This is a genomic window from Roseiterribacter gracilis, assembly GCA_018332375.1.
GTDB classification, from domain to species: Bacteria; Pseudomonadota; Alphaproteobacteria; order BOG-932; family Roseiterribacteraceae; genus Roseiterribacter; species Roseiterribacter gracilis.
Map to the genome: position 1 here is coordinate 3,424,852 of BOPV01000001.1, position 19,647 is coordinate 3,444,498.

The window sequence follows — 19,647 nt, forward strand, 5'->3', positions numbered from 1 at the left end:
AGGAATCACTCCGCGGGCTGCAGATCGCCGTGGCGGTGCTTGCGCTTGGCGATCTTGCGCGCGGCCCAGCTTTGGAACCGGTCGAGATAGAGATAGACGACCGGCGTCGTGTAGAGCGTTAGAATCTGGCTGACCAACAAACCGCCGACGATCGCAACGCCCAGCGGAACGCGTAGCTCGGCGCCGTAACCTCGGCTGAGCGCCAGCGGCACGCCGCCCAGAATGGCGGCGAAGCTGGTCATCATGATCGGGCGGAATCGCAGCATGCAGGCTTCGAAGATCGCATCTTCGGGTTTCTTGCCGCCGCGTTCGGCTTCGATCGCGAAGTCGACCATCATAATCGCGTTCTTCTTCACGATGCCGATCAGCATGATGATGCCGATGATCGCAACCACTGACAGTTCCTTGCCGGTGATCGCAAGCCCCAGCAACGCACCGAGACCCGCCGACGGAATGGTCGAGAGAATCGTGATCGGATGCACGAAGCTCTCATACAGAACGCCCAGCACGATATAGACCGCGATGATGGCGACGCCGATCAGGATCGGCTGCGACTTCAGCGAGTTCTGGAATTCCTGCGCCGTGCCTTCAAAGCGCGCGCTGATTGTTTGCGGCGCACCGATCTTGCCGGGAATATCCTGGATCGTCGGCACGACCTGTCCCAGCGCGACGCCGGGCGACAGGTTGAACGACAAGGTCACCGACGGAAATTGCGCCGAGTGATTGACCGACAATGCAGCCGTGGTCGGCTTGATGCGCACGAAACTCGACAACGGCACCAGATCGCTGGTCCGCGACCGGACATAGAGTTGGCTCAGCGCGGTTTCGTCGGCCTGGAATTGATCCTGCACGCCCATCACGACGCGGTACTGGTCGAGGTCGGTGAAGATCGTCGACACGAACCGGTCGCCATAGGCGCTGTACAACGCGGCGTCGACGAGGTCGGTTGAGATGCCCAGACGCGCCGCCTGCACGCGGTCGATTTCGATGCGATAGCGCGGGCTGGTCGCCTGCAGATCCGATGCGACGTCTTCGACGCCTTTCACCTTGCGCAATTCGGCTTCGATCTTGGGCGCCCATTGGCGCAGCGAGTCGCCGTCGATCGATTGCAGCGTGTATTGATACTGCGTGCGCGACGGGCGGCCGCCGATGCGGATGCTCTGCACCGATTGCAGATAGACTTTCAGCCCCTGGATTTGCGCGAATTTGGGGCGCAGGTCGGCGATGATCTGATCGGCGCTGCGGGTGCGCAGATTGCGGTTTTTCAAACTGACGAACATGCGGCCGGTATTCGACGAACCGCCGGCCGAACCCACGAAGGCGCCGCCGCCGTCAATGTCGGGATCGGTCATCGTGATCTGCGATACGCGCTGCATCAGCGCCGACATTTCCTTGAACGACACGTCGGGCGCCGCTTCGGTTTGCGCGAAAATCGTGCCGGTGTCTTCCTGCGGAATGAAGCCTTTTGGCAGCACGATATAGAGCGTGACCGTGAGCGCCATAATGGCCAGCGTCGTCATCAGGGTCAGGAACTGGTGGCGCAACACCCAGCCCAAGGTGCGCCGATAAAAATCGAGCGTCGAGTTGAAGGCGTGTTCGGAAATTTTGAACAAGCGGCCGCGTTCGGCTTCGGGTTTTTCAGGTTTGATGAAGCGCGACGCCAGCATCGGCGTCAGGGTCAGCGACACGACCATCGACACCAGCAGCGACGCGGTGACGGTGACGCCGAATTCACGGAACAGGCGTCCGACGATGCCGCCCAGGAACAGAAGCGGGATAAAGACCGCGATCAGCGACACCGTGATCGACACGATGGTGAAGCCGATCTCGCTGGCACCTTTCAGCGCCGCGTCATACGGCTTCTCGCCATGCTCGACGTAGCGCACGATGTTTTCCAGCATCACGATCGCGTCGTCGACCACCAGCCCGACCGCGATCGCCAGCCCCATCAGCGTCAAATTGTTGAGGCTGAAGCCGCACACATACATGACCGCAAACGTACCGACCAACGACAGCGGCACGGCAGTCGCGGGAATGATGGTGGCGGTGATATTGCGCAAGAACAGAAGGATCGTGACGATCACCAGCGCGATGGTGATCAGCAGCGTGATCTCGACTTCATGGATCGCGGAGCGCACCGACAAGGATCGGTCGGCAATCAGGCCGAATTCGATGGTCGGTGGAACCGTTGCGATCAAGGACGGCATGCGCGCTTTGATCGCGTCGACCGTCTCGACCACATTGGCGCCGGTCTGGCGCGTGATCAGCAGCAGAATGCCGGGACGGCCGTTGAAATAGCCGCGCACCTTGTCGTTCTCGACGCCGTCATAGACGCGCGCGACGTCCGACACTTTGACCGGCGCGCCATTGCGGTAGGTGATCAGCACGTCGGCGAATTGTTTCGCGTCGGTTAGCTGGTCGTTGGCGTCAAGCTGGAACGCTTTGGTCGCGCCCTGTAACTGGCCTTTGGGCCGGTTGAGATTGGTTGCGGTGATCGCGCTGGCGACTTCGTCGATGCCGATGCCGCGCGCAGCGAGCGCGGTCGGATTGACGTCAACGCGCACCGCAAATTTCTGCTCGCCGCCGATCGTCACCTGGCTCACGCCCGGCTGCGTCGACAATTGCTGCGCCAGAATGTCGGCGTATTTTGAAACTTCGTAGTCGGGCAGATATTCGCTGGTCAGCCCGTAGAGCAGCACCGGCGTATCGGCAGGATTGACCTTCTTATATTGCGGCGGGTCGGGCAGATCGGCGGGCAGGCGTCCGCGCGCCGCGTTGATCGCGGCGGACACATCCTGCGCTGCTGCATCAATGCTGCGATTCAACACGAACTGCACCGTGACCTGCGTCGATCCGGTCGAGCTGGTCGAGGTGATCTGCGACACGCCTTGAATCGTCGCCAACTGCCGTTCCAGCGGCGACGCCACCGAATTCGCCATCGTCTCCGGCGATGCACCGGGCAGGTTGGCGGAAATCTGGATGGTCGGAAATTCGACTTCGGGCAACGCTGCGACCGGCAGCAGGAAGAACGCGGCGCTGCCGAAAATCAGCAGCCCCATCGTCAGCAAAGTCGTCGCGATCGGACGCGTGATGAAGGCGGTCGAAATGCTCATCGCAGGGTCCTCACCGGACCGTCGCGGCAGCGTTGCCCGGCGTGGTTTCGTTGACTTGCATGGCGCCGCTCGCACCGCGCACGCGGACTTTGCCTTTGGGCTGGATCTTCAATTGCCCGTCGATGACCAGACGTTCGCCGCCAACCAGCCCTTCGCTGACGATGGCGGTTTTGTCTTCCAGCACCGCCAGCTTCACCTTGCGTGCTTCGACCGTGTCATCGGCATTGACGATGAAGACGTAGCGTCCGTCCGGGCCGGTCTGGATGGCCCGCGAGTCGACGACGATAGCCTGCGGATTTCGATCCAGTTCCAACTCGACATTGACGAACTGGCCCGGCCACAATTTGCCGTCGACATTGTCGAAGCGCGCTTTCATCTGCACCGTTCCGGTGGTCGGATCGACGCGGTTGTCCATAAAGGTCAGCGTGCCGTCGGCAAGACGCAGCGTGTTCTCGGAGTTCGACGTGTGCACGAGCAGCGGCTTTTGCTGCTGCATGCGCGCCTGCACGTCTGGCAGCCGTTCTTGCGGCACGGTGAACTGCACTTCGATCGGCGCCAGCAGGTTGATCGAGGTCAGCGCAACCGTCTGGCTGGCGCGCACGACATTGCCTTCGGTAACGGCAGCCAGGCTGACGCGACCTGCGATCGGTGCGCGGATTGTGGTGCGGTCGAGATCGATCTTGGTCTGCGCGATCTTGCCCTGGTCGGTTTTGAGCGCAGCATTCAACTGACCGACGCGACTCTTCTGCTGGTCCAGCGCCTGGCCCGTCGCATAGCCGTTCTTGTTCAGCTGTTCGGTGCGCGCCAGATCGCGGCTGGCTGATTCAAGGTCGGCTTGATCGCGCGCTAGCTGGCCTTCAGCCTGTGCCAGCGCCGCCTGGTACGGACGCGCATCGATCTCGAACAACACGTCGCCGGCATTCAGCATCTGCCCGTCGGTAAAGGCGACGCGCATGATCGGCCCGTCCACCAACGGCAGAATCTGCACCGACTTGATTGGACGCACCGTGCCGACCGAACGGATATAGATCGACGCTGCTTCGACTCGCGCGATCGCGACCGCGACTTCCGGTGCGTTGGCGTTGCCGGTGGCACCGCGTGCAGCGTTGGTTTCGCGCGGCGGTGCTGCGACTGCGTACACGACTACAACCAGCAGCAGCGCGGCAACAGAACCAAGAATGAGATTGCGATTTTTCACAACGACCCTTCCACATCCGGCGTCTGATGAATCGTTTCGCGTACGCGCAACAGCAGCCGGCTCAGTATCGCCTGTTCATCGGGATTCAATTCGGCCAACGCTTCTTCATGTACGCGCTGACCGATCGCGTGCATGCGATCGAGCAGCGGGGCGGCGGCGTCGGTGAGATACAGCGCATGGGCGCGCCGGTCGCTTGGATGATCGCGGCGCTCGATCAGGCCCGCCTGTTGCAGCCGGTCGAGCTGTTTCACCAGCGTGACCGGTTCAATTTCCAGGAGCTGAGCCAGCCGTGTCTGGCTCAGCCCTTCATTGCGCTCGATGTGAAACAGCGCCTGGAAGTCGACGCGCGACAGGGCCGTTCCGTCGGTTTTGGCCAAAGCCAGAAAGCGGCGACGAAGCGCACGGGACAAATCGAACAGCCGAAAACCCAGATCCCGGGCCAGCGGCGGCGGCGTAGCAGGTGCGTGCATCTGCGGCGAAGATAGTTCGCTTAGCGAATAATCCCTAGCGGCGATCGGGCAACGGAATGTAAGCGGCGACTGGTATGGTAGTATGGGGAAATGCTAGGCAGGGCGCCCCTGCCGCCGTCGGACATCCGGATTTGCCGCCGCAACGAGACCGCGTTCTTTCCCGCATCGAAGCCGGCCTCGACGAGCCGATCGCGCGCCGCGTGTTCCGCGAATTGCGCACCGCGATCGTGACGATGCGGATTCGTCCGGGCGAAGCCGTGTCCGAGCAGGACGTCGCCGATCAACTCGGCGTCAGCCGGCAGCCGGTGCGCGAGGCCTTCATCAAGCTGCGCGAAGCGGGGCTGGTTTCGATCCGGCCGCAACGCGGCACGTTCGTGGTCAAGATTTCGGTTCGGCAAGTGTTCGACGCGCGCTTTGTCCGGGAAGCGCTGGAGCTGGCGGTCGTGCGCCGCGCGGTCGCCGAGCTGAAAGCCGCCGACATCACGCTGCTGCGCAGCAATTTGGACGAACAGACCGCGGCGGCAGCCGACAAAGATCCCGGTCGGTTTCTCGATCTCGACGAAGCCTTTCACCGTACCATCGCGCTGCAGGTTGGCTGCGAACATGCCTGGCGCGTCGTCGAAGACACCAAGGCGCAGATGGATCGCGTGCGCTATCTGAGCCTCGCCGACGCGACGCCGGTCCCGCGCCTGATCGCGCAGCACGTGGCGATCGTCGATGCGATCGAGGCGCGCGACGTCGAGGCCGCCGAGTCGGCGGTGCGGCTGCATCTGCGCGAGATCCTGACGTCGCTGCCCGAACTCGCGACGCGTTTTCCCGACCTGTTTACCGACGACACGCCGGCCAACCTCCGATGAAGTTCCAGTCACCATGAAAATCACCGGCGCCTCGGTCATCGTCACCTGTCCCGGCCGCAATTTCGTTACGCTCAAAATCGTGACCGATCAGGGCCTGTACGGAATCGGCGACGCAACGCTCAACGGCCGCGAACTAGCGGTTGCGTCGTACCTGTCCGATCACGTCATTCCGTGCCTGATCGGGCGCGATGCGCACCAGATCGAAGACATCTGGCAGTATCTCTATCGCGGTGCCTATTGGCGCCGTGGCCCCGTCACCATGTCGGCAATCGCGGCTGTTGATACGGCTTTGTGGGACATCAAGGCGAAGGCGGCAGGCCTGCCTTTGTATCAATTGCTGGGCGGGCGGAGTCGCGAAGGCGTGATGGTGTATGGCCACGCCAACGGCGCCGACATTGCAGAAACCGTCGATCGTGTCGGCGCCTATCTCGAGATGGGCTACAAGGCGGTGCGCGCGCAATCGGGCATTCCCGGTCTCGACGGCGTGTACGGAATCGGCAAAGGGAAAAGCTACGAGCCGGCGACCAAAGGTCTGCCGCAGGAGACCATCTGGTCGACGGAGGCCTATCTCGATTTCGCGCCGAAACTCTTCGACGCGCTGCGTACGAAATATGGATTCGCGCCGCATCTTCTGCATGACGTGCATCACCGGCTGACGCCGATCGAAGCAGCGCGTCTCGGCAAGTCGCTCGAGCCGTTCCGTCTATTCTGGATGGAAGACCCGACGCCGGCCGAAAACCAGGAAGCGTTTCGCCTTATTCGGCAGCACACGGTGACGCCGCTTGCGGTCGGCGAAGTGTTCAACACGATCTGGGACTGCAAGTCGCTGATCGAAGAACAGCTGATCGACTATATCCGCACCACCGTCGTTCATGCCGGCGGCATTACGCATCTGCGGCGGATTGCGGACCTTGCGGCGCTGTATCAGGTGCGCACCGGCTCGCACGGCGCCACCGACCTGTCGCCGGTCTGTATGGGTGCTGCGCTGCACTTTGATCTGTGGGTGCCGAATTTCGGCGTGCAGGAATACATGGCGCATGCGGATGAAACCGACGCGGTCTTCCCGCACAGCTACCGTTTCGAAGACGGCTTCATGCATCCAGGCGAAACGCCGGGGCACGGCGTTGACATCGACGAGAAGCTTGCGGCGCGCTTTCCGTATCAACCGGCCTACCTGCCAGTCGCCCGTCTGCGCGATGGGACGATGTGGAACTGGTGACGGTTCTCGGCACACTTTTTTTCCGCGTCACATCGATTGAATTCCTGTTGACACCCCCGGTTTCGCGGATTGAAGATGGCGCTAACAAGTTAGCGCTACCATAAACGGAGCGCGAAAAGACAAAGCAGCACGGGCCACCAAGGGTCCGGCGGCAGGGGGAGTGAATGCGCCGAGAACCGTAGCGTCCATTGCGGACGCGACTTTGCTTGGTTGTGCGCCGGGTTCGGTGCGCAACGGCACCCTCATCACATCGGTCAGACCAAGTTCGGCAAAAAGCCGACAACTTCGCGGGGAGGCGAAGCGATGAACCTGATTCAAAACAGCCTGAAGCTGGCGTTGCTCGGCAGCGTTTGCGCAGCAACCCTCATCGCCGCCCCCGTACAGGCGCAGCAAGCGCCTGAGGAAATCGTCGTGACCGGCATTCGCCGCTCCTTGCAGGACGCGGCAGATTCGAAACGGCGTGCCACCAACTTCACTGACTCGGTTTATGCCGAAGACATCGGCAAGTTCCCCGATCTGAATCTCGCCGAAGCGCTCAACCGCATTCCCGGCGTGCAGCTGACGCGCGATACGAGCGGCGAAGGCGTGCAGATTTCGGTGCGCGGTCTTGGCCCCAGCTTCACCAAGATCCTGCTCAACGGCAGTCAGGTCGCCGTGGCGTCGGACGGCACGACCGACTCGGGCAACTCGAACCGCGAAGTCGATCTCGACATGTTTCCGACCGAGCTGTTCACTAAGCTCGAAGTCAGCAAGACGCCGACAGCGCATCAGCTCGAAGGCGGTGTTGCGGGCACGGTCGACATGCGGAACGCGCGCGCCTTCGACAATCCCGGCATGCATGCCAACGTCGTGGCGCAGGGCCAGTACAACGATTCCTCGGGCAAATACAGCCCGCGCGGCGCGATGATCGTCAGCAACACCTGGGGCGAAAAATTCGGCGCGCTGCTCGGCGTCGCGGGCGCCAACGTCCATTATCGCACCGACGGATTCGAGACGATCGGCTACACCACGCCGACCATCAGCTGCGCCGGCTGCAACACCAGCCAGGGCGTCGGATTCAGCTTCGCAACGACCGTGCCGGCCAATGCAGGGCAAGGCCTAACACCCGGTGCGCCCGTCAATCTGGTGCAGACGTCGGGTCTCTCGCTGCAGCAGCTCAGCAACTCGCTTTGGCCGCGCTTGGCGCGCAACGCCATTCTTGACGGCACGCGCGATCGCGCGTCGGCGGTTCTCGCGCTCGAATTCCGACCGACCGACCGGCTGCAATTCACGCTCGACATACTGGGGGCGAAGGCGAACCGAAATTTCAACCGCCTCGATATGAATCTGGCGCAGCGCAATTCGAACTTTACGGTTCCGATCGGCGTGCAGGTCGACGCCAACAACGTCGTGACGCACGCCACCCTGGCCAACGCGCAGTTCTTCCTCGAAGCGCGCCCATATAGCGAAGATGTCGACTTCTTCAACGTCAACCCGGGCGGTACTTGGTGGGTGAACGACTGGCTGAAGATCCAAGGCCAGGTGAATTACGGCCTCTCGCATTTCCACCGCGTCGCCAACTCGTACCTGTTCAACACACCGCTCAATAGCGGTCTCGCGGTGACGTTGGATAATCCTGCCGGGGCCGATTTCCCAATCGTCACGCCCAACCAGTCGCTCGACAATCCCAATCTGGGCTGGCAGTGGAATTCGATCCGCGTGCAGTCGGTCCGCCGCTCGACCACGACACGCGGCACACATTGGGACGGCACGGTTGGCGACGAGAACGGCGACAACATCAAAGTCGGCGTCGCCTATGACGACGCGCTGCGCACCATCAAGGCGTACGACAACGGCACGGCCGCCAATACGTTCGGCCAGTCGGCAGTGCCGAATTCCAGCCTGTCGCAATTCCTGATCTCGGGACCTGCCGACGGTCTGCTCGGTCTATCGGGTCAAAATCCGGGATATACACGCTTCGTGCAGCCGAACTACGGCAAGCTCGACGCCGCCACGAACCTCAAATTCTTCTCGGACTCGGCACCGTTCGTGCTGTCGTCGGCGACCAACACGCCGTCGGGCGCGATCCGCGAAAAGAATCTGGGGGGCTATGCCGAGATCAACGGCGTGGCAAAGTTCTTCGACCGCGATATCCGCATGAATGCCGGCGTCCGCGCGATCCGCACCCAGCAATCGATCACCGGTCCGATCAGCATCAACGGCGTGATCTCGTCGCAAACGCTGGACACGAGCTACAACGCGTATCTGCCGTCCTTCAACGCGGCGGTCGACCTGTGGAAGAACGTGGTGCTTCGTCTGGCCGGTTCGCGCACGATGACGCGTCCGAACCCGAACCAGATGCTGCCCGGCACGACCTTCTCCGATCCGTCGGCGCAGGTCGCCAACCAGGGCAATCCGAATCTGGCGCCGTACTATTCCGACAACGCCGATATTGGCCTCGAATATTATACCGGTGGTTCCGGCTACCTCGCCGTCAACTTCTTCCACAAGGCGATCAACGGTTTCACTGTGAACCAGCAGGTGACCCGCCCGTTCAGCGATCTCGGCATTCCGCTGTCGAGCCTGGCGCAGATCCAGCAAGACGCGCTGCTGGGCCGACAGGGCGTCAACACGCTGATCAGCGTCAACACCCAGGTGAATATCGGTCAGACTCTGTATCTCAACGGTCTGGAACTGACGGTGAACCAGCCGCTTGATTTCATCACCAAGGGCCTCGGCTTCACCGGCAACTATACGCATATCGACCAAAGCTCGACGGGAACCGCCGCCGTCGCCACCGGCCTCGCCAAATACGCCTACAATATCGGGGCGTATTACGAGAATTACGGCGTGTCGTTGCGCGTCACCTACAACTATCTCAACGGCCGCGTGACCGCGACGGCGCCGCAGAACAACGTGAACGTGCCGTTGCGCACGGACCCGTACGGTCAGATCGACATGTCGGTGAACTACACGCTGCCGTGGATGGAGAACATCCAGCTCACCTTCAACGGCATCAATCTGAACAACGAACGTATCCGCAACACGTTCGGCTACGATAACGCTGCCTATAGCGTCTACTACCCCGGCCGCCAGTTCATCTTCGGCGTCCGCGGCAAGTTCTGATCGATCGGCCAACCGCTGCGTCTCATCCGGGCCGCAGCGGTTGCCAATGCGCCGAGCGCGTCGGTAGCGTTGGCCGATAAGAAGAAGCGCGCAGTCGCAGGGGGAAGGCCATGAAAGAGTCCGGTCGGCGCGTGCTGCGCGCCATCGCGGTTTCGCTCGTCGTACTGAGCAGCACGGCGCTGGCGCAAGAGAAGCCCCTCTACAAAGACGCAACCGCGCCGGTCGAGGCGCGCGTCGCCGACCTGCTCAAGCGCATGACGCTCGACGAGAAGGTGGCGCAGCTCCTTACCGTCTGGAACGAAAAGAAAGACATTTTCGACGCCAATCTGCAGTTCGATCCTGCCAAGGCGCGCGCCGTCTATCCCAACGGGATCGGCCAGTTCGCACGCCCGTCCGACCGCAAAGGCCCGGTCTCGCCGCGTACCGCCCCCGGTCGCAATGTGCGTGAGACGATTGCGCTGGTGAATGCGGCGCAGAAATACGCGGTCGAGCAGACGCGGCTCGGCATTCCGATTCTGTTTCATGAAGAAGGTCTGCACGGCTACGCCGCGGTCGACGCAACCAACTTCCCGCAGGCGATGGCGCTGGCCAGCACCTGGGATCCGGCGCTGCTGCAAACCGTCGACAGCGTCATCGCGCGCGAGATCCGCGCTCGCGGCGTCCACCTCGTCTTGTCGCCGGTCGTCGACGTGGCGCGCGACGCGCGCTGGGGCCGGATTGAAGAAACCTTCGGCGAAGATCCCTATCTCGTGTCCGAAATGGGCGTCGCCGCTGTGCGCGGGCTGCAAGGCGACGCACTGCCGCTCGGCGCCGGCAAAGTCTTTGCGACGTTGAAGCATCTGACCGGCCACGGGCAGCCGGAAAGCGGCACCAATGTCGGGCCGGCGCAGATCTCGCAGCGTACGCTGCGCGAGAATTTCTTTCCGCCGTTCGAACAAGTCGTACGCCGCACCAACATTCGCGCGGTGATGCCGTCTTACAATGAAATCGACGGCGTTCCGTCGCACGCCAATGGCTGGCTGTTGCGCGACGTACTGCGCGGCGAATGGGGATTCAAAGGCGCACTGGTCAGCGACTATTCGGCGATCGACCAGCTCGTCACAATCCACCATCTCGAACCCGACAATCGCGCCGCCGCCGTGCGCGCGCTGCGTGCGGGTGTCGACAGCGACCTGCCCGACGGCGAGTCCTATCGCTACCTGGCCGAGCTGGTGAAAGCGGGCCGGGTGCAGGAAAGCCAGATCGACGACGCGGTGCGGCGCCTGCTCGAGATCAAATTTCTCGCCGGCCTGTTCGAGAATCCGTATGCCGACGCGGACAGCGCCGACGCGCTGACCGGCAACAAAGAAGCGCGCGACTTGGCGTTGAAGACGGCACAGCGCGCGATCACGCTGCTCAAGAATGACGGCGTGCTGCCGTTCGATGCGGCGAAGCTGAAAACCCTGGCCGTGATCGGCCCGAACGCAGCCGTCGCACGCTTGGGTGGCTATTCGGGTGAGCCGCGACAGGCCGTGACTGTGCTCGACGGGTTGCGCGCCAAGCTCGGCAATCGCGTGAAGCTGGTGCATGCCGAGGGCGTGCGCATCACCGAGAACGACGATTGGTGGGCCGACGAGGTCAAGCTGGCCGATCCGAAACAGAATGCGCGCAAGATCGAAGAAGCGGTCAAAGTTGCGCGCGGTGCCGACGCGATCCTATTGGTGATCGGCGACACCGAACAGACCAGCCGCGAAGGCTGGGATGTCAAACATCTCGGCGACCGTCCCAGCCTCGACCTCGTCGGCGAACAACAGGCGCTCGCCAATGCGATGTTCGCGCTGAACAAGCCGGTGGTTGTACTGCTGCTCAACGGGCGACCGCTGTCGGTGGTCGACATCGCGGCGCGTGCCAACGCGCTGGTCGAGGGTTGGTATCTCGGTCAGGAAGGCGGCACGGCCGCGGCCGACATGTTGTTCGGCGACGTCAATCCCGGCGGCAAGTTGCCGGTCACGATCCCGCGTTCGGTCGGGCAGTTGCCGATGTTCTACAACTACAAGCCCAGCGCGCATCGCGGTTATCTGTTCGACACGACCGCGCCGCTGTTCCCGTTCGGCCATGGGCTTAGCTATACGAGCTTCGACATCAGCGCGCCGCGCCTGTCGGCGGCGACGATCAAAGCAGGCGAATCGGTCGATGTTGCGGTCGATGTGCGCAACACGGGCAAGCGCGCCGGCGACGAAGTCGTACAGCTCTATGTCCACGACCAGATCGCGTCGGTGACACGGCCGGTCAAAGAGCTGAAAGGATTCCAACGCGTCACCTTGGCGCCGGGCGAGCAGAAGACGCTGACCTTCAAACTCTCGCCGCGCGAACTCGAGATGTGGAATCTGGAGATGAAGCGCGTGGTCGAACCCGGCGCCTTCGATGTTCTGGTCGGGCCGAATTCCGTCGACCTCAAGAAAACCGTGCTGACGGTCAGCGAGTAATGCGCGCGGCCGTCGCCCTTCTGCTGGTGCTGGCACCCGTCCTTGCGAGCGCAGCCACCTTGAAGGAGTCGTATGACGGTCTCTTTCGTATCGGCGTCGCGCTGAACCAGCGCCAGTTCGAAGAACGCGACCAGCGCGCGTTGAAGATCGTCGCGGCCGAGTTCAATTCGATCAGCCCCGAAAACGCGCTCAAATGGGAAAGCGTGCATCCGCGGCCGGCCGAATATCGCTTCGATGCCGCCGACCGCTATGTCGCGTTCGGCGAAAAGCAGGGCATGCAGGTAATCGGGCACGCGCTTGTCTGGCACAACCAGACGCCGTCCTGGGTGTTTCAGGACGAACGCGGCGCGCCGTTGACGCGCGATGCGTTGCTGGCGCGGATGCGCGAACATATCCACACGGTCGTCGGCCGTTACAAAGGCCGCATCGCGGGCTGGGACGTCGTCAACGAAGCGCTCGACGAGGACGGCACGTTGCGCAAGTCGCCGTGGCAACGGATCATCGGCGACGACTATATCGAACAAGCGTTCGCCTTCGCGCGCGAAGCCGATCCGTCGGCCGAGCTCTACTACAACGACTATTCGATCGAACGCGAAGCCAAGCGCGCTGGTGCGGTGCGTCTGATGCAGCGGTTGCTGGCGCGCGGCGTCAAGATCACCGCGATTGGCCTGCAGGGGCACGACCATCTGCGCTACCCGTCGGGCGCGCAGCAGGAGGCGACGATCCGTGCGTTCGCTTCGCTGGGCCTGCAGGTGAACATCACCGAGCTCGACATCGACCCGCTGCCGCGCATTGCCGATGAAGTCACCGCCGAAGTGACGTTGAGCGCCGCCGCCACGGACGCGTTGAACCCGTATCGCAGCGGCCTGCCCGACGCAAAGCAACGCGAGCTGGCCGAGAAATACGGCGAGCTGTTTGCGATCTTCGCCAAATATCGCGGCACGATCGGGCGCGTGACCTTCTGGGGCGTCACCGACGGTGACTCGTGGCTGAATGATTGGCCCGTGCGCGGTCGCACCTCGTATCCGCTGCTGTTCGACCGCGCCGGCGCGCGCAAGCCGGCCTATGACGAAGTGCTGGCCGTGGCCAAGCGGCTGGAGGCGAAACCATGATGCTGCGCTTGCTGATTGTCGCCCTGTGCCTGTTGTCCGGCACGGCCTTTGCGCTGGGGCAGGATCGCTACGTGACGTTCGTGCCGGGTGCGGGCGCGTTCGCCATCGTGCAGGGCAAGAGTGTGGCGCCGATCTTCGTCGATCTAGCCGACTTTGCCGGTGTCGTTCGCGCGGCGAAGAATCTGCAAACCGACATTGCGCGCGTGACGCGCCAGACGCCGAAGTTGGTGCAGGGGCGCGGCGAGCTTGGCAGTGCGCCGATCCTGATCGGCACGATCGGCAAAAGCTCGCTGATCGATCAGTTGATCCGCGACGGCAAGCTCGACGTGACCGACGTTGCGGGGAAGTGGGAGGCGTTTGTCATCCAGACGGTCGCCAACCCATTGCCGGGCGTCGCGAGCGCGCTGGTGATCGCGGGCAGCGACAAGCGCGGCACAACGTTCGGCATCTACGATCTCGCCGAACAGATCGGCGTCTCGCCCTGGGCGTGGTGGGCCGACGTTCCGGTCGTGCAGCACGACGCGCTGTTCGTTGTTGCCGGCCGTCATGTCGAGCGCGAGTCACCGGTCAAATATCGCGGCATCTTTCTCAACGACGAGGCCCCCGCGCTGGCCGGTTGGGCCCAAGAGAAGTTCGGCGGCCTCAACCATCAGTTCTACGAACATGTCTTCGAGCTGATCCTGCGGCTCAAAGGCAATTATCTGTGGCCGGCAATGTGGGCCAACGCCTTCAACGAAGACGATCCACTGAATCCCAAGATCGCGGATGAATATGGAATCGTGATGGGCACGTCGCATCACGAGCCGATGTTGCGGGCGCAGCAGGAATGGAAACGGCACGGCAAAGGCCCGTGGGATTATTCCAAGAACGAGAAGGTGCTGCAGGATTTCTGGCGCGAAGGCGTGCGTCGCAACAAAGATCTCGAAAGCATCATCACCTTGGCGATGCGCGGCGACGGCGACGAGCCGATGAGCGAAGACGCCAATGTCGCGCTGCTGCAAAAGATCGTCGCCGACCAGCGCAAGATTTTGTCTGAAGAGGTCAATCCGGATCTGACCAAGATTCCGCAGCTCTGGGCGCTCTATAAAGAAGTGCAGGAATATTACGAAAAGGGCATGCGCGTGCCCGACGACGTGACCCTGCTGTGGTGCGACGACAATTGGGGAAATATCCGGCGCCTGCCAACGGCGGAGGAACGCAAGCGCAGCGGCGGTGCCGGCGTCTACTACCATTTCGACTATGTCGGCGATCCACGAAACTACAAATGGATCAACACCAACCCGATCGCCAAAGTCTGGGAACAGATGAGCCAGGCGCTCGACTATGGCGCCGATCGGATCTGGATCGTGAATGTCGGCGATTTGAAGCCGATGGAATTCCCGATCGACTTTTTTCTGAATTTCGCGCGCGATCCGAAGCGCTGGCCGAAAGAAAAACTCAGCGAGTTCGCGCGCCTGTGGGCCGAGCGTGAATTCGGCGCGGCGCACGCGACCGAGATCGCCGACATCGTCACCACCTACGGCACCTATGTTGGCCGCCGCAAACCCGAGCTGCTGGAACCGTCGACGTTCAGCCAGTTGAATTACCGCGAAGCCGATCGTGTCGTTGCCGATTACCAGGCACTGGTCACGCGCGCGGAGAAAGTGTCGGCCGCACTGCCGCCCGCGGCGCGCGACGCGTTCTTTCAGCTGGTGCTGCATCCTGCCAAAGCGGCGTCGATCGTGACCGAGCTATATGTCACCGCGGCGCGCAACCGGCTCTACGCCGCGCAGGGCCGCGCCAGCACCAACGATTTGGCCGCGCGCGTGCGCACCCTGTTCCAAGCCGACGCGGATCTGACCGCTGCGTACCACAAGCTCGGCAACGGCAAGTGGAACCACATGATGGATCAGACCCATATCGGCTACACCTATTGGCAGCAGCCGCCCGCGAATGTGATGCCCGCTGTGTCGTCGCTGCTGGTTGCAGCGCAGCCGCAAATGGGCGTCGCCGTCGAAGGCGCGCCGCAATCCTGGCCCGGTGCCTGGGGTGCGCCCGTTCTGCCCGATCTCAACGTGCTGGGCGAGCAACGTCGCTATATCGACGTGTTCAACAAAGGCGCCGGCAAGTTCGATTTCACCGCGACCGCGAGCGAGCCGTGGATCGCGCTCAGCACGACGCGCGGAACGGTCGAGAAAGATCTGCGCCTGTGGGTGCGCCTCGATGCAAGCAAGGCGCCGACCGGTCGGTCCAGCGGCGCAGTCACGATCACGACCCCGGGTATGGCGCCAGTGACGGTGCGCGTCCATGCGTTCAATCCGTCGATTCCATCCGCGCCGGACGGCGCTTTCGTTGAAGCCGATCGCTATGTCGCGATCGAAGCTGAACATTTCACGCGCAAAGAAGATGCGGGCGCCGCCGCTTGGCAGAAGATCGATCACTACGGCCATACGCTGTCGGGCATGGCGGTGTTTCCGACCACGACCGAAAGCGCTTTGCCGCCCGCCGCTGCACCACGTTTGGAATACCGGATGTACTTAACCGATCCGGGCAAGGTGGATGTTGAAGCGATCGTCGGCCCGACTTTGCCGTTCGTGCCCGGCCGCGGCTTGCGCTACGCGGTTGCGTTCGACGATGAGACGCCGCAAGTGATCGACATCTGGGCATCGAACACGGCGCAGGACTGGCAGCGCGCGGTCAGCGACAATGCACGCAAGCCGCGCTCCACCCATACGGTCAGCGGCACGGGATTCCACACGCTGAAACTCTGGATGGTCGATCCCGGCGTCGTGTTGCAGAGACTGGTCGTCGATTTGGGCGGGGTTCGTCCGAGTTATCTCGGCCCGCCTGAAAGCGCGCGGGTCGCTCGATGATTGCCGCGCTGCGCCGTCTTGTCGTTCTGCTGCCGCTGTTGGCGGCAAGTGCGCAGGCTGCGCCATTGGAAGTCGCACTGACCTTTGATGATCTGCCGTCGCACGGGCCGTTGCCGCCCGGCGTCACCCGCGTCGACATCGCCAAAGCAGTTCTTGCGACCTTGCAGGCGCACAAGGCGCCGTATGTCTACGGCTTCATCAACGGCAAGAAGATCGACGACGTGCCGGCCGACGTGCAGGTGTTGGAGCTGTGGCACCAGGCCGGCTACCCGCTCGCCAATCACAGCTACTCGCATATGGACCTGCACAAACACACGGCGGCGGAGTTTCTGCAGGACGTGGCCGCCAACGAGAAGGCGCTGCACGTCTTTATGGGCGGGCAGGATTGGCAGTGGTTTCGCTATCCCTATTTGCGCGAGGGCGACACGCTGGCGAAACGACATGAAGTTGCGCAGGCGCTGAAACAACGCGGCTATCGCACCGCCGAGGTGACGCTCGATTTCGATGACTATGCCTTCAACGAACCCTATGCGCGATGCGTCGCGCGCGGCGACACGGCCGCGATCGAGGGGTTGAAACAGCTTTATATGGAACGCGCCGAGTCCCAGATCGAAGCCGGCGAAGTCGCGGCGCGCAAAGTGTTCGGACGCGACATCAAACATGTGATGCTGCTGCATATCGGCGGCTTCGAAGCGGTGATGTTGCCGCGCCTGCTCGACCTGCTGCAGCAGCGTGGTGCCCATTTGATCCGCCTGGACGAGGCACAAAGCGATCCCGTCTATTTGCTCGATCCCGACCAGACGCCGAAATATGGCGGCCGATTCACCGATCTGGTCGCGGCCTCCAAGCAGATCGAACTGCCACGACGCGACAATGCCTTCTTCGAGCGGCTGGAGAAGACGTGCACATGAAACATCTCGCCGCCATTCTTGTCGGGTGCCTGCTGAGCTTCGCCGCTGCGGCGGAAGAACATTGGGTCGGCAGCTGGGCCAGCGCGCCGATGCGGGCCACCGGCGATTCATTGCCGCCGGCAGATCTGAACGGCGCGACGGTGCGGCAGTCGGTGCGATTGAGCCTGGGTGGAACGAAGTTTCGTCTGCGGCTGTCGAATCTGGTCGGCACCACGCCGCTGACGATCGCGGCGGCGCAGCTCGGCGATCGCGACGTGACGTTCGGTGGCGAAACGCAAGTGACGATTCCTGCCGGTGCGCTGCTCGTGTCCGATCCGATTGCGATGACCGTGCCTGCGTTGCGCGACGTCGCGATCACCTTGCGTCTGGGTGAGGTGCCGAAGGAAATCACCGCGCATCCCGGCTCGCGCACCGTCACCTATGTGCAGCCAGCAGGCACGACGCAGGAATGGCCGATCGAGCGCTGGTACTTCATCAATGGCATTGACGTGGTTGCACCCGCGTCGGCCGCCGCGGTGGTTGCGTTCGGCGACTCAATTACCGACGGCTATGGCTTGCGGCCGTGGCAGCCGTCGCGTTGGCCCGATTTTCTGGCGCGGCGGCTGCAAGCCAACAAGACGACGCAGCAGGTCGGCGTGCTCAATCTCGGCATCGGCGGCAATCGTCTGTTGCGCGATGGGCTGGGCCCCAACGCGCTGGCGCGTTTCGATCGCGACGTGCTGGCGCAAAGCGGTGCGCGCTGGGTCATTCTGTTCGAAGCGATCAACGATTTCCGGACGCGGGAAACCGCGCACGAACATGGCGAGCAGCCCGCGTCGCTGGCGGCGTTGCGTGGCGCTTATCTGCAGATGGCCCGCCGCGCGCAAGCACGCGGCATGCGCATCTATGCGGCAACCATCCTGCCCTATGGCGGCGCGCAATATTTCACCGTCGCCAACGATCGCGACCGACAGGCGCTCAACGATTGGATTCGTAGCAGCGGCGTGTTCGACGCGGTGATCGATCTCGATGCGGCGCTGCGCGATCCGGCCGATCCGTCACGCCTCGCGCCGCAATTCGACAGCGGCGATCATCTGCATCCGAACGTGGACGGGTATCGCCGGATCGGCGATGCGATCGATCTACGCTTGTTTGCGCTTGGGCCGCGGTGACGCTTGGCCCCCGGTCCGATGCGGCGCCGCCGTCGATTCACGCTGCACCAGCGTGTAGGGCAGCAACAGCTGGCGCGGTGCAGTCTTCTTTTCACTGCGCCGTCGTTGAATTTCTTCCAGCAGCAGATCGACCGAGGCACGCCCCATATCGGCAATCGGCTGACGCACCGTGGTCAGCGCCGGCCAGATATTGGTTGCCAGCAAGGTGTCGTCGAAGCCGGCGATCGACACGTCGCCGGGCACGGTAAGGCCAAGACGATGCGCGACCGACAAGGTTGCCGCCGCCATATCGTCGTTGGCGGCAAAGATCGCGGTCGGGCGCGTCGACGCGGTCAGCAGATGTTCGGCCGCGGCAAGTCCCGATTGATAGTCGAAATAGCCTTGTTCGAGCTGGATCGCGCTGGGGTCGAGTTTCGCCGCTTGCAGCGCGTCCTGCAGCCCTTTCAGGCGCATCGAGCTGACGGTCTGGTTGGGATGGCCTTTGATGAATCCGAACTGGCGATGGCCGACCGAGAGCAGATATTCGGCGATGTCGCGCGCGGCGCGGTAATTGTCGATCCGTACCGACGCCATGTCGGTGCTTTCTTCGCCCGGTGCCGCGCAGACCGCCGGCAAATTGGCTTCGCGCACCGCGTCGAGCACGGTTTTCGACTCGCACAAAGGCGGCGGCAGAATGATGCCGCTGATGCCGCCTTTGAGCATTTTGGAAATCGCCGCGCGTTCGCCGTTGGGCGCGGTCCGTTCGACCACGATCTGGTGACCGGTCTTGCTGCTTTCGTCCAGCGCGCCGACCAGGAACTCGCTGAGATACGCGACGGATGGGTTGCTGTACAAAAGCCCGATCCGGAAAATTTCCGAACCGGCCAGGCTGCGCGCCGCCGGGTTGGGCGAATAGTTGAGCTGCTGGATCGCGGCCTGCACCAACGCGCGCGTGTTTTCGTTGACGTTGGTCTCGTTGTTGATGACCCGCGACACGGTCATCGCCGACACTTTCGCCAGCTCGGCCACTTCGCGAATGGTGACCGCGCTTGAGTTCCGTCGACGCTGGCGCTGCATGCTCGGAGTCGCTCCCAAATCGAGCCGCGATACTACGCGCCATGTCGCGCAAAGGGCATGCGACGCAGCCACCCGCTTGCCCCGAATTCGGTAATCTGCGATATATCAATGTGAGCGGTAACAACCAAGAAGTACCGC

At 62.7% G+C, this 19,647-nt stretch carries 12 protein-coding genes; 8 read left to right on the plus strand and 4 right to left on the minus strand.

Features of this window, described 5'->3' with window-relative positions; all coding sequences use genetic code 11:
- Positions 1-5 precede the first annotated feature (5 nt).
- From TMPK1_RS17125 to TMPK1_RS17135, 3 genes are read right to left on the minus strand one after another with little or no spacing between them, the layout of a single operon-like run.
- Positions 6-3,113, minus strand: a complete 3,108-nt coding sequence (locus tag TMPK1_RS17125; RefSeq protein ID WP_420244528.1) for an efflux RND transporter permease subunit — start codon at positions 3,111-3,113, stop codon at positions 6-8.
- A 10-nt stretch (positions 3,114-3,123) separates the two neighbouring features.
- Positions 3,124-4,311 carry an efflux RND transporter periplasmic adaptor subunit gene (locus TMPK1_RS17130; protein WP_420244529.1) on the minus strand — a complete coding sequence of 396 codons (1,188 nt, stop codon included), beginning with the start codon at positions 4,309-4,311 and terminating at the stop codon, positions 3,124-3,126.
- Positions 4,308-4,781, minus strand: a complete 474-nt coding sequence (locus TMPK1_RS17135) for a MarR family winged helix-turn-helix transcriptional regulator (protein WP_420244531.1) — start codon at positions 4,779-4,781, stop codon at positions 4,308-4,310. The genes TMPK1_RS17130 and TMPK1_RS17135 overlap by 4 nt, the downstream gene beginning before the upstream one ends.
- Positions 4,782-4,912: 131 nt before the next feature.
- Between TMPK1_RS17135 and TMPK1_RS17140 the strand changes: the two genes are divergently transcribed.
- The 8 genes from TMPK1_RS17140 (at position 4,913) to TMPK1_RS17175 (ending at position 18,453) form a co-directional block, all read left to right on the plus strand.
- A complete protein-coding gene (locus tag TMPK1_RS17140) occupies positions 4,913-5,638 on the plus strand; it encodes a GntR family transcriptional regulator (RefSeq protein WP_420244532.1) in 726 nt (241 codons plus the stop codon).
- Between the two features lie 13 nt (positions 5,639-5,651).
- Entirely contained in the window at positions 5,652-6,857 is a 1,206-nt protein-coding gene (gene manD, locus TMPK1_RS17145; protein ID WP_420244534.1) for a D-mannonate dehydratase ManD, read from the plus strand.
- 303 nt (positions 6,858-7,160) lie between these two features.
- Positions 7,161-9,962, plus strand: coding sequence for a TonB-dependent receptor (locus TMPK1_RS17150; protein ID WP_420244535.1), 2,802 nt, complete (start codon positions 7,161-7,163; stop codon positions 9,960-9,962).
- A gap of 110 nt (positions 9,963-10,072) precedes the next feature.
- On the plus strand, positions 10,073-12,427 hold the full coding sequence (locus TMPK1_RS17155) for a glycoside hydrolase family 3 N-terminal domain-containing protein (protein WP_420244536.1): 2,355 nt from the start codon (positions 10,073-10,075) through the stop codon (positions 12,425-12,427).
- Positions 12,427-13,539: an endo-1,4-beta-xylanase gene (locus TMPK1_RS17160; RefSeq protein ID WP_420244537.1), complete on the plus strand. Its 1,113-nt coding sequence runs from the start codon at positions 12,427-12,429 to the stop codon at positions 13,537-13,539. Before TMPK1_RS17155 ends, TMPK1_RS17160 begins: the two co-directional genes overlap by 1 nt.
- Positions 13,536-16,391 (plus strand): glycosyl hydrolase 115 family protein, encoded by a 2,856-nt coding sequence (locus TMPK1_RS17165; protein ID WP_420244539.1) that lies wholly within the window; start codon positions 13,536-13,538, stop codon positions 16,389-16,391. The genes TMPK1_RS17160 and TMPK1_RS17165 overlap by 4 nt, the downstream gene beginning before the upstream one ends.
- A complete protein-coding gene (locus tag TMPK1_RS17170; RefSeq protein ID WP_420244540.1) occupies positions 16,388-17,302 on the plus strand; it encodes a polysaccharide deacetylase family protein in 915 nt (304 codons plus the stop codon). The genes TMPK1_RS17165 and TMPK1_RS17170 overlap by 4 nt, the downstream gene beginning before the upstream one ends.
- On the plus strand, positions 17,299-18,453 hold the full coding sequence (locus TMPK1_RS17175; protein ID WP_420244542.1) for an SGNH/GDSL hydrolase family protein: 1,155 nt from the start codon (positions 17,299-17,301) through the stop codon (positions 18,451-18,453). The genes TMPK1_RS17170 and TMPK1_RS17175 overlap by 4 nt, the downstream gene beginning before the upstream one ends.
- Here the strand turns inward: TMPK1_RS17175 and TMPK1_RS17180 are convergent.
- Positions 18,424-19,509 carry a LacI family DNA-binding transcriptional regulator gene (locus TMPK1_RS17180; protein ID WP_420244543.1) on the minus strand — a complete coding sequence of 362 codons (1,086 nt, stop codon included), beginning with the start codon at positions 19,507-19,509 and terminating at the stop codon, positions 18,424-18,426. The two genes, TMPK1_RS17175 and TMPK1_RS17180, sit on opposite strands and share 30 nt — an antisense overlap.
- Between the last annotated feature and the right edge of the window lie 138 nt (positions 19,510-19,647).

What these genes read in the sequence shown, in the direction of transcription:
- TMPK1_RS17175 (WP_420244542.1), top strand. Translation starts at nt 17,299, where the DNA reads ATGAAACATCTCGCCGCCATTCTTGTCGGGTGCCTGCTGAGCTTCGCC.
- TMPK1_RS17180 (WP_420244543.1), bottom strand. Translation starts at nt 19,509, where the DNA reads ATGCAGCGCCAGCGTCGACGGAACTCAAGCGCGGTCACCATTCGCGAA.
- TMPK1_RS17160 (WP_420244537.1), top strand. Translation starts at nt 12,427, where the DNA reads ATGCGCGCGGCCGTCGCCCTTCTGCTGGTGCTGGCACCCGTCCTTGCG.
- TMPK1_RS17125 (WP_420244528.1), bottom strand. Translation starts at nt 3,113, where the DNA reads ATGAGCATTTCGACCGCCTTCATCACGCGTCCGATCGCGACGACTTTG.
- TMPK1_RS17150 (WP_420244535.1), top strand. Translation starts at nt 7,161, where the DNA reads ATGAACCTGATTCAAAACAGCCTGAAGCTGGCGTTGCTCGGCAGCGTT.
- TMPK1_RS17165 (WP_420244539.1), top strand. Translation starts at nt 13,536, where the DNA reads ATGATGCTGCGCTTGCTGATTGTCGCCCTGTGCCTGTTGTCCGGCACG.
- TMPK1_RS17155 (WP_420244536.1), top strand. Translation starts at nt 10,073, where the DNA reads ATGAAAGAGTCCGGTCGGCGCGTGCTGCGCGCCATCGCGGTTTCGCTC.
- manD (WP_420244534.1), top strand. Translation starts at nt 5,652, where the DNA reads ATGAAAATCACCGGCGCCTCGGTCATCGTCACCTGTCCCGGCCGCAAT.
- TMPK1_RS17135 (WP_420244531.1), bottom strand. Translation starts at nt 4,781, where the DNA reads ATGCACGCACCTGCTACGCCGCCGCCGCTGGCCCGGGATCTGGGTTTT.
- TMPK1_RS17170 (WP_420244540.1), top strand. Translation starts at nt 16,388, where the DNA reads ATGATTGCCGCGCTGCGCCGTCTTGTCGTTCTGCTGCCGCTGTTGGCG.